Source organism: Microbacterium horticulturae (assembly GCF_029094505.1).
Taxonomy (GTDB): domain Bacteria; phylum Actinomycetota; class Actinomycetes; order Actinomycetales; family Microbacteriaceae; genus Microbacterium; species Microbacterium horticulturae.
This window is the reverse complement of record NZ_CP119108.1, coordinates 414,118-429,124: the sequence shown is the minus strand read 5'-3', so window position 1 is coordinate 429,124 and position 15,007 is coordinate 414,118. Positions and strand designations below refer to the sequence as shown.

At 69.8% G+C, this 15,007-nt stretch carries 9 protein-coding genes; 7 read left to right on the top strand and 2 right to left on the bottom strand.

Annotation, left to right across the window (positions count from 1 at the left end):
• Nucleotides 1-37 precede the first annotated feature (37 nt).
• Nucleotides 38-4,648: an ATP-dependent helicase gene (locus PU630_RS01990; protein WP_275278684.1), complete on the top strand. Its 4,611-nt coding sequence runs from the start codon at nucleotides 38-40 to the stop codon at nucleotides 4,646-4,648.
• Between the two features lie 348 nt (nucleotides 4,649-4,996).
• Here the strand turns inward: PU630_RS01990 and PU630_RS01980 are convergent, their stop codons facing one another.
• Complete coding sequence (locus PU630_RS01980; protein ID WP_275278683.1) at nucleotides 4,997-5,392, bottom strand: VOC family protein; 396 nt, start codon at nucleotides 5,390-5,392, stop codon at nucleotides 4,997-4,999.
• Between the two features lie 547 nt (nucleotides 5,393-5,939).
• Here PU630_RS01980 and PU630_RS01975 point away from each other — a divergent pair.
• From PU630_RS01975 to PU630_RS01965, 3 genes are all read left to right on the top strand, one after another.
• Entirely contained in the window at nucleotides 5,940-6,713 is a 774-nt protein-coding gene (locus PU630_RS01975; protein ID WP_275278682.1) for a DNA-formamidopyrimidine glycosylase family protein, read from the top strand.
• 149 nt (nucleotides 6,714-6,862) lie between these two features.
• Nucleotides 6,863-8,299 (top strand): NAD(P)/FAD-dependent oxidoreductase, encoded by a 1,437-nt coding sequence (locus PU630_RS01970; RefSeq protein WP_275278681.1) that lies wholly within the window; start codon nucleotides 6,863-6,865, stop codon nucleotides 8,297-8,299.
• Nucleotides 8,296-8,643, top strand: coding sequence for a cupin domain-containing protein (locus PU630_RS01965; RefSeq protein ID WP_275278680.1), 348 nt, complete (start codon nucleotides 8,296-8,298; stop codon nucleotides 8,641-8,643). The genes PU630_RS01970 and PU630_RS01965 overlap by 4 nt, the downstream gene beginning before the upstream one ends.
• Nucleotides 8,644-8,793: 150 nt before the next feature.
• On the opposite strand, the gene PU630_RS01960 is transcribed toward PU630_RS01965, so the two are convergent.
• The gene (locus PU630_RS01960) at nucleotides 8,794-10,395 is read right to left on the bottom strand and encodes a PucR family transcriptional regulator (protein ID WP_275278679.1); all 1,602 of its coding nucleotides are present in this window, start codon (nucleotides 10,393-10,395) and stop codon (nucleotides 8,794-8,796) included.
• A 191-nt stretch (nucleotides 10,396-10,586) separates the two neighbouring features.
• Between PU630_RS01960 and PU630_RS01955 the strand changes: the two genes are divergently transcribed.
• Genes PU630_RS01955 through PU630_RS01945 form a run of 3 tightly spaced genes read left to right on the top strand, consistent with a single transcriptional unit; the run spans nucleotide 10,587 to nucleotide 14,983 of the window.
• Entirely contained in the window at nucleotides 10,587-12,158 is a 1,572-nt protein-coding gene (locus PU630_RS01955; RefSeq protein ID WP_275278678.1) for a CoA-acylating methylmalonate-semialdehyde dehydrogenase, read from the top strand.
• A gap of 10 nt (nucleotides 12,159-12,168) precedes the next feature.
• A complete protein-coding gene (locus PU630_RS01950) occupies nucleotides 12,169-13,527 on the top strand; it encodes an aspartate aminotransferase family protein (RefSeq protein ID WP_275278677.1) in 1,359 nt (452 codons plus the stop codon).
• A gap of 37 nt (nucleotides 13,528-13,564) precedes the next feature.
• Entirely contained in the window at nucleotides 13,565-14,983 is a 1,419-nt protein-coding gene (locus PU630_RS01945; protein WP_275278676.1) for a gamma-aminobutyraldehyde dehydrogenase, read from the top strand.
• Nucleotides 14,984-15,007: the final 24 nt, after the last annotated feature.

Sequence of the window (15,007 nt, the reverse complement as noted above, 5' to 3'; positions counted from 1 at the left end):
TATCCCGGATGTCTGACACCCCGGTCAGAATGGAGGAATGAGCGATGTGCTGGAACGCTTCGGCGACGCGACCCGGGAATGGTTCCGCGCCGCCTTCACCGCGCCGACCGACGCCCAGCGCGGTGCGTGGAACGCCATCGCCGGCGGCAAGCACGCGCTCGTCGTCGCACCGACAGGGTCGGGTAAGACGCTCGCCGCTTTCCTGTGGGCGATCGACCGGGTGTTCCATGATCAGGATGCCGCGGCCGAGCCCCGCCCGAAGACGCAGCGCACCCGCATCCTCTACATCTCCCCCCTGAAAGCGCTCGGCGTCGACGTCGAGCGCAACCTCCGCTCGCCCCTGGTCGGCATCGCCCAGGCCGCGCGGCGGCTCGGCGTGCCCGGTCCCGAGATCACCGTGGGTGTGCGCAGCGGTGACACCCCGGCATCCGATCGTCGAAAACTGCTCACCGCGCCGCCCGACATCCTCATCACGACGCCCGAATCGCTCTATCTCATGCTCACGAGCCAGGCGGCCGAGACTCTGCGCGGCGTCGACACCGTCATCGTCGACGAGGTGCACGCGGTGGCGGCGACCAAGCGTGGCGCACATCTGGCCGTGAGCCTCGAGCGCCTCGACGATCTGCTTGAGAAACCCGCCCAGCGCATCGGTCTGTCGGCGACGGTGCGGCCGATCGACGAGGTGGCGCGGTTCCTGGGCGGCGCCGCTCCCGTCGAGATCGTCGCGCCGCGGGCCTCGAAGACGTTCGAGCTGCACGTGGTGGTTCCCGTCGACGACATGCAGAATCCTCCTCCCGTGGTGCCGGTGGATGCCACGGCCGCCGTCGACGACGACTGGTTCAGCCCCGACGGGCCGGCCGAGAACACCGAGGTCACCGGTTCGATCTGGCCGCACGTCGAAGAGGCGATCGTCGACCGCGTGCTCGAGAACCGCTCGACCATCGTTTTCTCTAACTCGCGGCGGCTCGCCGAGCGGCTCACCGGCCGACTCAACGAGATCTATGCGGAGCGCATGGGGGCCGAGATTCCTGAGCCTGCCATCCCCGCCGCCTTGCGGGCCCCCGCAGCCGAGGCTGCCGGGGAGGCGCAGGCGGGTTCGCCCGCGGGCGTCGCCCCGGTGCTCGCGAAGGCCCACCACGGCTCGGTGTCGAAGGAGCAGCGCGCGCAGGTCGAAGACGAACTGAAATCGGGGGTGCTGCGCTGCGTCGTGGCGACCAGCAGCCTCGAACTCGGCATCGACATGGGCGCGGTCGACCTGGTCATCCAGATCGAGGCGCCGCCGTCGGCGGCTTCCGGTCTGCAGCGCATCGGACGCGCCGGGCACCAGGTCGGCGAGATCAGCCGCGCAGACCTGTTCCCCAAACACCGCAGCGACGTGCTGCACACGGCGGTGGTCACCGAGCGCATGCTCGCCGGGCAGATCGAGGCGATCACGGTGCCGGCCAACCCGCTCGACATTCTTGCGCAGCAGACCATCGCGGCCTGTGCGACCGGCCCGGTCGATGTCGAGGGCTGGTACGAGACGGTCAAGCGCAGTGCGCCCTTTCGCACGCTGCCCCGCTCGGCGTACGAGGCGACGCTCGATCTGCTGGCGGGACGCTTCCCATCCGACGAATTCGCCGAGCTGCGCCCGCGCGTGGTCTGGGATCGCGATCACGGCACGCTCACGGGCCGCCCGGGCTCGCAGCGTATCGCCGTCACGAGCGGCGGCACGATCCCCGACCGCGGATTGTTCGGCGTCTTCGTCGCCGGCGAGAAGGTCGGCGCCCGCGTCGGCGAACTCGATGAGGAGATGGTCTACGAGTCGCGGGTGAACGACGTGTTCACACTCGGCACGACGAGTTGGCGCATCGTCGAGATCACGCACGACCGGGTCAACGTCGTGCCGGCGTTCGGGCAGCCCGGCAAGGTGCCCTTCTGGCACGGTGACGGCATCGGCCGGCCGGCGGAACTGGGCGAGGCCCTCGGCGCGTTCGCCCGCGAGCTCGCCGCGGCGCCGCGGGAGAAGTCCGAGATGCGGCTCGCGGAATGCGGCCTCGACGCCAACGCGATCACGAATCTGCTGCGGTATCTCTCCGAGCAGCGCGAGTCGACCGGCACCCTCCCGACCGACAAGACCTTGACCGTCGAGCGCAGTCGCGACGAGGTCGGCGACTGGCGCGTCATCCTTCATTCGCCGTACGGCATGCAAGTGCACGCGCCCTGGGCGCTGGCGGTCAACGCCCGCATCCGCGAGCGCCTCGGCGTCGATGGATCTGCGGTCGCCAGCGACGACGGCATCATCGCGCGGATACCGGATGCCACGGCCGACCCGCCGGGCGCAGAGCTGTTCGTCTTCGAACCCGACGAGATCGACCAGATGGTCACCGACGAGGTCGGCGGCTCGGCCCTGTTCGCCTCGCGCTTTCGTGAGTGCGCAGCGCGTGCGCTGCTCATGCCGCGGCTGAACCCCGGCAAGCGCAGCCCGCTCTGGCAGCAGCGCCAACGGGCGTCGCAGTTGCTCGAGGTGGCGCGACGGTACCCGACGTTCCCGATCATCCTCGAGACGCTGCGCGAGGTGCTGCAAGACGTCTACGACCTGCCCGCGCTGCTGCGCGTGATCCGCGGGATCGGCGAGCGCCGCATCCGCCTCGTCGAGGTCACGACCAGCCAGCCGTCACCGTACGCGCGCGATCTGCTGTTCGGATATGTCGGTGCGTTCATGTACGAGGGCGACTCGCCGCTGGCCGAGCGGCGCGCGGCGGCGCTCTCGGTCGACCCGGCGCTGCTGAGTGAGCTGCTCGGCAAGGTCGAGATGCGCGAGCTGCTCGACCCCGAGATCATCGCGCAGTTCGAGCGCGAGGTGCAGCGGCTCGACCCCGAGCGGCACGCGCGCGGCGTGGAAGGCGTGGCCGACCTGCTCCGCCTACTGGGACCGTTGGATGCCGCGGAGGTCGCCGAGCGACTGGATGACGGCGACGCCACGACTCACCTCGACACCCTGATCGCGACCCACCGCGCGATCCCGGTGACGATCGGCGGCACGCCACGCGTCGCGGCGATCGAAGACGCCGGTCGTCTGCGCGATGCGCTCGGCGCGGCGCTGCCCGTCGGCATCCCGACCGCGTTCCTCGAGCCGGTCGCCGACCCGCTGGGTGACCTGGTGGCCCGCTTCGCGCGCACGCACGGGCCGTTCCGCGCCGAGTCGGTCGCCGAACGCCTGGGCGTCGGCATCGCCGTCGCACGGCTCACGCTGCAGCGGCTCGAGGCCGCGGGACGCGTCACAAGCGGGTTCTTCCTGCCCGAGACGACCGCGACCGACGAGACCGAATGGTGCGACACCGAGGTGCTGCGCCGCTTGCGGATGCGCAGCCTGGCAGCGATCCGCGGCAGCGTCGAGCCTGTCTCACCTCGGGCGTTCGCGCGGTTCCTGCCGGCGTGGCAGCACCTGACCCGCCCGCTCGAGGGCATCGACGGGGTCGCCGCCGTGATCGAGCAGCTCGCGGGCGTGCCGATCCCGGCGAGTGCGTGGGAATCACTCATCCTCCCGTCGCGGGTGAAGGACTACACCTCGGGCATGCTCGACGAGCTGACGGCGACCGGCGAGGTGATCTGGTCGGGGCACGGAACCTTGCCGGGCCGCGACGGCTGGGTCGCGCTGCATCCCGTGGGCGATGCGCCTTTGACACTTCCCGAGCCCGAAGGCGAGATCACCCCGGGGTCGCTCGAGGAGCGGCTCATCAACATCCTCGGCGCAGGCGGCGCGTACTTCACGGGGCAGCTGAAGACGCTGGCCGACGCCGATTCCGAACAGGACGTGATCGATGCCCTCTGGTCTCTGACCTGGTCGGGTCGCGTGACGAACGACACCTTCGCGCCGCTACGGGCCCTGACCTCGGGCGGATCGCAGGCGCACAAGGCTGCCCGGCGCACACCGCGAGCACGGCTGTATCGGGGCATGGCGCTGCCGCGCCCGAGCACTCCCCCACGCCCGCCGACGCTCGGCGGACGATGGTCGCTCTTGCCCGAGCCTGAAGGAGACCCGGCCGTGCGTGCGACGGCGAGCGGCAGCCTGCTGCTCGACCGCTACGGCGTCGTCACGCGCGGATCCGTGCAGGCCGAGCAGGTGCCCGGCGGATTCGCGCAGGTCTACCGCATGCTCGCCGGCTTCGAAGAGGCAGGGCACTGCCGCCGCGGGTACGTGATCGAGAAGCTGGGGGCGGCGCAATTCGCGGCATCCACCACCATCGACCGGCTGCGCGAGTTCTCGGGACTCGCCGACCCACCGCCGCGCGCGGGCATCACCCTGGCCGCCACCGATCCGGCCAATCCGTACGGGGCGGCGCTCGGATGGCCGGCGCTCGAGGGATCGGCGCACCGCCCCGGGCGCAAGGCGGGAGCGGTGGTCGTGCTCGTCGACGGTGCGCTCGTGCTGTACCTCGAGCGCGGTGGCAAGACCGCGCTGGCGTTCTCGAGTGACGACGAGACGTTGGCGGCGGGATGCCGCAGCCTCGCCGAGACCGCGAAGACACGGCGCCTCGAGACCCTGACCATCGAACAGGTCAACGGTGAGGTCGTCTACGGCACAGCCGTCGGCCGCGCACTGCGCCAGGCCGGCTTCGTCGAGTCGACCCGCGGGCTGACGCTGCGCAAGGCGCCGCGGGGCTGACCCATAGAAGACAGACCATCCGATGGGTCTGTGAATGCAACAGGCTTACCCGCGGCTCGGGCGTATTCGATCTCCCTGCTCGTCGAGCCACCGATGTACCCACCGGGTTGACCACCACGATGCGGTCGGCCAGATCGATTTTTCGGAAGTGCATCTCACCGAGCAGAGCTTTCTGCTCATCCGTGATGTCGCCGGGCACTTCGGTAGGCGCGACGACGATGACGCCCGCAAGCGTCAACTGGCGGTCCACCTCACGCATCTCTTCGATGAACCGGGCGGAGCCACAGATGCAGACGATCTCAGGTCGATCAGGCACGGCTCACTCTCCCATCCAACGTATGTGCGCCACTATGTGGCTCTATCGCCGACGATCTCGACCTTGAATCCTGCCGAGTTCTCCAGCCAGCCCGCGTAGTGATCCGGCCCACCGGCGTGCGGGTAGCGGTCCTGATAGAGAAGCGACCAGGCGTGACCCGGAGCCGCGCTCATGATCGCATCGACCGTTTCGAAGGAACCAGCAGAGAACGCGAGGTGGTTTACGCCGGGGCGCCGACGATCAGGTGTCGACGCAGAGAGGTTCGGTGAGGTCGTCAGCGTCAGGTACGCTCCGCCGGCTGACCACGATTCGCCGCCAGGCCACTCGCTGGCGAGTGCGAAGCCGACGCGCGGAAGGAGCCATCCCCACTCCGCGTGTGCTTGGTCGAAATCGGCCACCCAGACCTCAACATGATGAAAGCCGGTCATCCCGCAACTCTCGCAGATGACTCCGACCGAGCGTGAACCGTTCCGCCCAGAGCCGAGCCCTGTACGATCGGCACCGACAAGCGAGGAGGTGAGAACCACGAAAGTGACGGTAGGCGCCACCAAGCTTCGTCAACTCAAAGAGCTCACGGGCTCGGTCAGCGATCGCGCCGCCGGCGAACTCGCACTGGGTATCGCGCTCGGCATCGACCCGCGACGGGGCCTCGTCGCCCGAATTGCGACGCACGGGTACATCCCTCAGATGCACGAAGAAACCATACATGGCGCCGGACGCGCTGTAGCCTGCCTGAACGACCATGATGAGCCCGATGGAAGACATCACGGCGGAAGCCGATATGTGTGCTGACGCTTTCGAAGCATATGAGTCGAGGCGCGCCGACCAGGACGCTCCCATCCCACCTGTCATGGCCGCCCAGCTTGCCGTGTGGCGGAACGACCTGCGGCCCGATCTAAGACGATAGTCACATGAATGCCGTCGCGGTTCTCGACATCACCGCATCGTGCGCCGCACCAGCCGCGGGAGCGCCCCGTGCCTGAGGGCGATACCGTCTGGCAGACCGCGCGGCGGCTGCACGAAGCGCTCGCGGGCAAGACGCTCACGCGCTTCGAACTGCGCGTGCCGCGGCAGGCGATGCTCGACCTGACCGGACAGACCGTCCGCGAAGTCGCGCCGCGCGGCAAGCATCTGCTGCTGCGCGCCGGCGAGTTCACGCTGCACTCCCACCTGAAGATGGAGGGCGTGTGGGACGTGCACCCCGCCGGCGCCCGCTGGCGCCGCCCGGCACACACCGCACGGGCCATCCTCGCGGCAGACGGCGTCGAGGCCGTCGGCTTCGACATCGCGCAGGTGCAGGTCGTCCCCACGCGCGACGAGCACGCCCTCGTCGGGTACCTCGGCCCCGATCCGTTGCAGCCCGACTGGGAGCCGGAGACAGCCGCCAAGAATCTCGCCGCCGACCCCCGCCCGATCCACGTGGCGCTGCTCGATCAGCGCAATCTCGCGGGGCTCGGCAACGAATATGTGAACGAGGTGCTCTTCGTCCGCGGCATCCACCCTCAGACGAAAGCGAGCGAGGTCGACACCGCAGCCCTCGTCGAAACGGCGGCGAGGATGCTGCGCGCGAACCGCGACCGGCCGGTCCGAACTTTCACCGGGGATGCGCGTCGCGGCCGCGATCGCTGGGTCTATCGGCGCGAGCACCAGCCCTGCCGCCGCTGCGGCAGGCTCATCGAGCGCACCGAGCTGGGCGCCGACCCGACGCAGGAACGCATCGTCTTCTGGTGCCCGAACTGCCAGCGCTGACCCGCGACGAACACCGGACAGAGTGTGCGGGCTCCCGCGGCCTCCGGCGGATCCGTCCGTTCCCCCGCCACGCGGATTGCACCCCGCCCGCGCCCGGGATTGAATCGAACCACGGGGTGGCGTGCGTCACCGAACAGGGAGTGATATCCGTGGGAACCACGGTCTTCGAGCGGGCACGGCCCGCGGCATCCATCGTCGCCCACTCGTTGGCCGACACCGAGCTGTCGGTGTTCTGGCGCGACGATCTGCCCGCAGACCTCCTGCCCGATCGGCCCACCCTGCGCGCCGAGCACGAGGCCGACCTCGTGATCGTCGGCGGCGGCTACACCGGCCTATGGACCGCCCTCGAGGCCACCGAGCGCATGCCGGGCGCGCGCATCGTGCTGATCGAAGCGCAGCGGGTGGGCTGGGGGGCGTCGGGCCGCAATGGCGGCTTCTGCGAGTCGAGCCTCACCCACGGGCGTGAGAACGGGCTGGCGCGCTGGCCCGACGAGATGCCCGCGCTCGAACGCCTGGGGCTTGCGAACCTCGATGCGATCGAGGCGTCCGAGGCGAAATACGGCATGGACTTCCAGTTCGAGCGCACCGGGCAGCTCGCGCCCGCCGTCGAGCCGCATCAGCTGCAGTGGCTGCGCGACTGGCGCGACGAGACCGCCGAAGACGACGATGTCGTGTACCTCGATCAAGCCGCCGTGCGCGCCGAGGTCGCCTCGCCGACCTACCTCGCCGGAATCTGGGAGACGAGGGAGTGCGGGATGCTGCATCCCGCCCGCCTCGCCGCAGAGCTGGCTCGCGTCGTCGAAGAGCGCGGCGTCGAGATCTTCGAGCGCAGCCGCGTGACCCACCTGCAGACGACCGACCACGATGTGACGGTGGTCACCGACGGCGGCCGCGTGCGCGCCGAGCACGCGGTGCTGGCGACGAACGTGTTCCCGTCGCTGCTCAAGCGCAACCGGCTCATGACCGTGCCGGTGTACGACTACGTGCTCATGACCGAGCCGCTGTCGGCCGATCAGCTCGCCTCGATCGGCTGGAAGAACCGGCAGGGCATCGGCGACATGGCCAACCAGTTCCACTACTACCGGCTCACGCGCGACAATCGCATCCTCTTCGGCGGCTACGACGCCGTGTACCACTTCGGCCGCAAGGTGCGCCCCGAGTACGAGGACCGGATGAGCTCGCACGAGATGCTCGCGAGCCACTTCTTCACGACGTTCCCGCAGCTCGAGGGGTTGCGTTTCACGCACCGCTGGGCCGGCGCCATCGACTCGAGTACGCAGTTCACGGCGTTCTTCGGCACCGCGCGCAAGCGCCGTGTCGCCTACGCGGCAGGCTTCACGGGCCTGGGCGTCGGGTCGACCCGGTTCGCCGCCGACGTCATGCTCGATCTGCTCGCGGGGGTGAAGAACGAGCGCACCGAGCTCGAGATGGTGCGCAAGCGCCCCGTGCCGTTCCCGCCCGAGCCCGCCGCCGCGATCGGCATCAATGCCACGCGTTGGTCGATGGATCGCGCCGATCACAACCAGGGCAAGCGCAACCTGCTCCTGAAGACTCTGGACGCCCTCGGACTAGGGTTCGACTCATGAGCAGAATGGATGCCGGAGCCGCCCTTGTCGCGGCATCCCTCGTTCTTCCCTCCGACGCGGTGAACGCATCGCAGGTGCAGGCGGGTTCGCCGCGGACGGGGTTCATCGAGCTCGATGAGACCGATGACCGCACGATCGGGGTGTGGGAGCACACGCCGGGTGTCTCGACCGACGTCGAATCGGACGAGGTGTTCGTGGTCGTCGCAGGCTCGGGCACGCTCGAGTTCACCGAGCCCCCACTGCCGCCGGTCGAGCTGCGGCCAGGGGTAATAGTGCGGCTGACCGAGGGGATGCGCACGGTGTGGGCCGTGCGCGAGACCCTGCGCAAGGTCTACGTGGCGTAGGAAGGTACGACCTCGCGAGATAAGGTGCGACCTCGCGAGATAAGGTGCGACCTCGCGAGGCAAGGTGCGACCTCGCGAGGCAAGGTGCGACCTCGCGAGGTCGTAGCCAGATCCGCGAGGTCGTAGCTACATCCGCGAGGTCGCACCGGGTCAGCGTGCGCTGCGCCGCACGAGCAGCGCGAGGTGGAGGGCGGCCTGATTCTCGCCATCGTCGAGATCCATGCCCAGCAGCCGCTCGATGAGAGCGATGCGCTGATAGAACACCGAGCGGGAGAGATGGGATGCCGCGGCTGCCGCCGTGCGGTTCGCGGGGTGTGCGAGCACAGCGCCCAGCACGTCGAGCAGGTCACCGTCTCGATTCATGTCGTACTCGATGAGCGGTGCAAGCATGCGCTCGCCGTGCTCGAGCAGACGGCGGTCGTCGCGCAGGTTCGTCACCAACCGCACGAGTGGCCGCGCGTCGGCCCGGCGAAGGCGCGACCCGCGCACGTCGCCGCGCAGCCCACCGTGCGAGAGATCGATCGCCTCCTGCAGCGATGCGAGCGCCTCGTCGAGCCCCGTCGCCGGCGACCCGATCGAGACGACCGCGCGCTCGGCGGGCTCGTCGATCGCCGCCGACAGGAACGACGCGGCGACCGCGTCGTCGAACGCCGTGTCGTCGGGCAGCGACAGCAGCACCGTCGCGCTGGGCCAGGGCGCGCCAGGCGGGGCCGCGCCGACGAGAGCTCGTCCGTCGAGGGCGCGGGCCGCGGCATCCACTCTCTCCGTCTCCAGCGCGGCACGCGTGACGACCATGCCGTACAGAATGCGCCCCTGCACCGGCAGCCCGGCGGCTCCCAGCCGCGCCGCCGCGCCCGAGACGCTCGCGAAGCGTCCGGCCAGCAACCGGTCGAGCAGGCGGCGGCGCGCCTGGCGCTCCCACTCGTCGACAGCCCCGTCGGCGAGCCGCCCGAGCGCGAGCGCTATCGCTCCTTGTTGCAGTACGCCTTCACGGCCGGCGGGATGCTCCGGCCCCGGCAGAGCTATCAGCCGCCCCCAGCGGATCCCCCGCGCCTCGACGGGCACGACCAGCCATCCGGGAGCGTCGTGCACCGCGCGTGAGCGGCGCTCCCACTCGGCGAAGAGCTCCTCCTCCCGTGCGGGCGGCACCTGGGCCGCGACCACCTCGTGCGCGAGGTTTTCGAGTACGACCGGGGCGTCGAGGGTCGCGGCCAGCTGCTGCACGACGAAGTCGGCCGGTGAGCCGCGCAGCGTGAGCGCCGTGAAGCGGTCGCGCACCTCATCGCGAGCGCGCAGCGCGATGGACTGCCGGTCGATGATGAGCCGGTGCACGGCCTCGGTGATCGCGACGTACTTCACCTCACGGTGCAGGACGACCAGCACGAGCCCGTGGGTCCGGGCCGCCTCGACGATGACCGCGGGTGCCCAGCGGTAGTGCGTGCCCAGCTCGAGCACGAGGCCGGCCGCACCCACCTCGACGAGCTCGGCGATGAACGCGCGCAGCGCGTCGGGCTCAGCGGGCCAGCCCGACCCCGTCGACAGCAGCAGCTCGCCGCCGTTGAGCAGCCGGGCGACGCCGGCCGAGTCGGAGACGTGCACCCATCGGACGCGTGCGTCGACATCCGCGGCGCCGCTGAGCACCTCGGGCAGCCCCTCGGCCACGGCGTCGAGGCGCAGCAGCTCGCGCACCGTCGGCAGCGCGGCGTGGGGGTCGGGGTCGCGGCGCTCGGGCGCGGCAGCGGGTATCGGCATAGATTCCCCTCCTCGGATCGCGGGGATGCCCCAGCATAGCCCGGACAGTGCGTCCGATCCGAACGCGGGTTCGCGACGGACCGGCTCTTCGATCACGTCGTCCGCGCTGCGACACTGGGGAGCGACCCACCAGTGCCGCACCGGTCGATCTGTCCGGATGCCGCGGCGAGACACTCCGGAAAGGACCGCGCATGACCATCGCCCAGACCACAGCGCACACCGATTTCAGCGAACAGGCGCCCGAGGGTGTGCCCGTGGTCGGCCATTGGATCGATGGCGCCGTGGTGGCGCCTGCGGGCGGGCACACGGCGCCGGTGTTCAACCCGGCGACCGGTCAGGTCACCGCGTCGGTGGCACTCGCCGATGATGACGTGATCGCGGCGGCGCTCGCGTCAGCCGCGGCTGGTCAACGGGTGTGGGGCGGGTACTCGATCGCGAAGCGGCAGGCGGTGCTGTTCGCGTTCCGTGAGCTGCTTTCGGCTCGGCGGGGTGAGTTGGCCGCGATCATCTCGGCCGAGCACGGCAAGGTGCTCTCCGACGCGGCGGGCGAGATCGCCCGGGGGCTTGAGGTTGTCGAGCTGGCGTGCGGGTTTCCCGCGCTGGTGCAGGGCGGGTATTCCGAGAACGCGTCGACCGGGATCGACGTGTACACGCTCAAGCAGCCGTTGGGGGTCACGGCGATCATCAGCCCGTTCAACTTCCCGGCGATGGTGCCGTTGTGGTTCTTCCCGGTCGCGATCGCCGCCGGGAACAGTGTGATCCTCAAGCCCAGCGAGAAGGACCCCTCGGCCGCGTTGTGGATGGCGCGGTTGTGGCAGGAGGCCGGGCTGCCCGACGGGGTGTTCACGGTGCTGCAGGGCGACAAGCAGGCCGTGGACGGGCTGCTGGAGAGCCCGGTCGTGCAGTCGGTGTCGTTCGTGGGGTCCACCCCGATCGCCCAGAACATCTACGAGGCCGCCGCGAAGACGAGCAAGCGGGTGCAGGCGTTGGGTGGGGCGAAGAACCACATGATGGTGCTGCCCGACGCGGACCTGGACCTGGTCGCCGACCAGGCCGTGAACGCCGGGTACGGGGCGGCCGGGGAACGGTGCATGGCCGTATCGGTCGTGATCGCGGTCGGCGGGGTCGCCGACACGCTGCAGGCAAAGATCGCCGACCGGATCGGCAGGCTGCGGGTGGGGAACGGGCGGGATGTCGCAGAGCCCGACCTGGGCCCGTTGATCTCGGCCGCACACCGCGACAAGGTCGCCTCCTACGTCGACATCGCCGAGGCCGATGGGGCCGACATCGTCGTGGACGGACGCGGGTTCACCGTGGACGGGCACGAGGACGGGTTCTTCTTCGGACCCACCCTGATCGACAACATCCCCACCACCTCCCGCGCGTACACGGAGGAGATCTTCGGCCCGGTGCTCTCGATCGTGCGGGTGGACACGTTCGATGAGGGCGTGGACCTGATCAACTCGGGGGTGTTCGGCAACGGGACCGCGATCTTCACCAACGACGGCGGCGCCGCCCGCCGGTTCCAGTCCGAAATCCAGGTCGGCATGATCGGCATCAACGTGCCCATCCCCGTCCCGGTCGCGTACCACTCCTTCGGCGGGTGGAAGAACTCCCTGTTCGGCGACGCGAAAGCCTACGGCCGCCACGGGTTCGACTTCTTCACCCGCGAGAAAGCCATCACCACCCGCTGGATCGACCCCGCCACCCGCGACGACAACACCCACGGCGGCATCAACCTCGGCTTCCCCCAGAACAACTGAAACGAGCATCATGACCGGCACTCTCACCGCAGACCTCACCGCCGACGCCGCCGTGCGCGCCGACGACCGCGCACACGTCTTCCACTCGTGGAGCGCCCAGGCTCTCATCGACCCGCTGCCGGTCGCCGGCGGGCAGGGCTCGACGTTCTGGGACTACGCGGGCAACAGTTACCTCGACTTCTCAAGCCAGCTGGTGAACCTGAACCTGGGGCACCAGCATCCCGATCTCGTCCAGGCCATCCAGAAGCAGGCCGGGCGTCTCGCGACGATCCAGCCGTCGATGGCCAACGATGTGCGCGGCGAGCTCGCGCGGCGCATCAGCGACGTCGCCCCCGACGGATTCGAGAAGGTGTTCTTCACCAACGGCGGCGCCGACGCGAACGAGAACGCCGTGCGCATGGCACGCCAGTTCACCGGACGCCGCAAGGTGCTCTCGATGTACCGCAGCTACCACGGCAACACGACCACCGCTATCTCGCTGACCGGCGACCCGCGGCGCTGGGCGAACGAGCCCGGCGACGGCTCGGTCGCCCACTTCTTCGGCCCGTACACGTACCGGTCGCCGTTCCACTCCGACTCGCCCGAGCAGGAGACCGCCCGGGCGCTCGAGCACCTCGAGCAGACCATCGTGCTCGAGGGCGCGCAGACCATCGCCGCCGTCATCATCGAGACCGTCGTCGGCACCAACGGTGTGCTCGTGCCGCCGCCCGGGTACCTGCCCGGCGTGCGCGAGCTGTGCGACAAGTACGGCATCGTGTACATCGCCGACGAGGTCATGGTCGGCTTCGGCCGCATCGGCGAGTGGTTCGCGTTCCAGGCGTTCGATGTCGTGCCCGACCTCGTCACCTTCGCCAAGGGCGTCAATTCCGGGTACGTGCCCCTGGGCGGCGTCGTGATCTCGGACCGGATCGCGGAGCATTTCGACACCGTGACGTTCCCCGGCGGGCTGACCTACTCGGGCCACCCGCTCGCCTGCGCCGCCGGTGTGGCGACGTTCGAGGTGTTCGAGCGCGACGGGATCCTCGAGCGTGTGCGCGATCTCGGGCAGCGCGTGGTCGAGCCCGCGCTGCACGAGATCGCCCGCCGCCACCCGTCGGTCGGCGACGTGCGCGGGCGGGGCCTGTTCTGGGCCATCGAGCTCGTGCGCGACCGCGAGAGCCGGGAACCGCTCGTCCCGTTCAATGCGACGGGGGTGGATGCTGCGCCCGTGGCCGCCGTGATGGCCGCGGCCAAGAAGGGCGGCGTGTGGCCGTTCAGCCACTTCAACCGCGTGCATGTGGCGCCGCCGCTCGTTATCGAGGAGGAGGAGCTCGTTCGCGGCCTCGACGTCATCGACGGCGCCCTGCACGCGGCCGACGAGTACCTGTGACCCGCGGTCGAGCGAGCGAAGCCGAGAGGATGGAACCATGACCCTGCACAACATCATCGACGGGCAGGCCGTCGCGCCGTCCGGGCCGCTGCTTGACCTCGTGTCGCCGGTGACCGGCGAGGTGTACGGGCAGGCCGGGGTGTCGACGGCCGAGGATGTCGATGTGGCGTTCGCCGCGGCATCTCGTGCGTTTCCGGGCTGGCGCGATGCGACCCCTGCTCAGCGGCAGCTGGCACTGTTCCGTCTGGCCGATGCGCTGGCCGACCACGCCGACGAGTTCGCCGACCTCGAGTCGCTCGACACCGGCAAGCCCCGCGCGACGCTCGTGGCCGACGAGATCGACCAGTCCGTCGACCAGCTGCGCTTCTTCGCCGGGGCCGCGCGCGAGCTGAACGGCCGTGCCGCCGCCGAGTACGCCGAGGGGTTCACGTCGTACGTGCGGCGTGAACCGATCGGCGTCGTGGCGCAGGTGACGCCCTGGAACTACCCGCTGAACATGGCGATCTGGAAGATCGGCCCGGCCCTGGCCGCCGGCAACACCATCGTGCTCAAGCCGAGCGAGACGACGCCTTCGTCCACGGTGCGGTTGGCGGAACTCGCCGCGGAGATCCTGCCCGCGGGCGTGTTCAACGTGGTGCTGGGCGATCGCGAGACGGGAACGCTGCTGACCGTGCATCCGGTCCCCGCCCTCGTCGCGATCACCGGATCGGTGCGCGCAGGGATGGCCGTGGCATCCTCTGCCGCGACACAGCTCAAGCGCGTGCACCTCGAGCTCGGCGGCAAGGCGCCCGCGGTCGTGTTCGCCGACGCCGACCTTGCGCGCGCGGCCGCCGGCATCGCCGAGGCCGCGTACTTCAACGCCGGGCAGGACTGCACCGCCGCCACCCGCGTGATCGTGCACGAGTCGGTGCATGACGCGTTCGTGCGCGCGTTGGTTTCATACGTAAGGTCGCGCATCTCGACCGGTGCACCCGACTCGGGCGCGTTCTTCGGACCGCTGAACAACGCCGGCCAGCTCGAGCGCGTGAGCGGGTTCATCGAGCGACTGCCCGCACACGCGAGAGTCGAGGTCGGCGGCCACCGGCAGGGGTCGACGGGCTTCTTCTTCGAGCCGACGGTGGTCAGCGGCGTGCGGCAGGACGACGAGATCGTGCAGTCCGAGGTGTTCGGTCCGGTTCTGACCGTGCAGCCGTTCGCGACGGAACAGGATGCCGTGGCCCTCGCCAACGGCGTGCCCTATGCCCTGGCGGCCTCGACCTGGACGACCGACCACGCCACCGCGCTGCGTATGAGCCGGGCGCTCGACTTCGGCTGCGTGTGGATCAACGCGCACATCCCGTTCGTGTCGGACATGCCGCACGGCGGCTTCAAGCAGTCGGGCTACGGCAAAGACCTCTCGATCTACGGCTTCGAGGACTACACGCGCATCAAGCACGTGATGTCGAGCCTGGAGTAGGGGCGCTCTCGGTTGACACGTGAG

Bases quoted from the DNA above. Each gene is read 5' to 3' on its own strand.
- PU630_RS01965 (WP_275278680.1), top strand. From the start codon at position 8,296: ATGAGCAGAATGGATGCCGGAGCCGCCCTTGTCGCGGCATCCCTCGTT.
- PU630_RS01945 (WP_275278676.1), top strand. From the start codon at position 13,565: ATGACCCTGCACAACATCATCGACGGGCAGGCCGTCGCGCCGTCCGGG.
- PU630_RS01950 (WP_275278677.1), top strand. From the start codon at position 12,169: ATGACCGGCACTCTCACCGCAGACCTCACCGCCGACGCCGCCGTGCGC.
- PU630_RS01955 (WP_275278678.1), top strand. From the start codon at position 10,587: ATGACCATCGCCCAGACCACAGCGCACACCGATTTCAGCGAACAGGCG.
- PU630_RS01980 (WP_275278683.1), bottom strand. From the start codon at position 5,392: ATGACCGGCTTTCATCATGTTGAGGTCTGGGTGGCCGATTTCGACCAA.
- PU630_RS01960 (WP_275278679.1), bottom strand. From the start codon at position 10,395: ATGCCGATACCCGCTGCCGCGCCCGAGCGCCGCGACCCCGACCCCCAC.
- PU630_RS01990 (WP_275278684.1), top strand. From the start codon at position 38: ATGAGCGATGTGCTGGAACGCTTCGGCGACGCGACCCGGGAATGGTTC.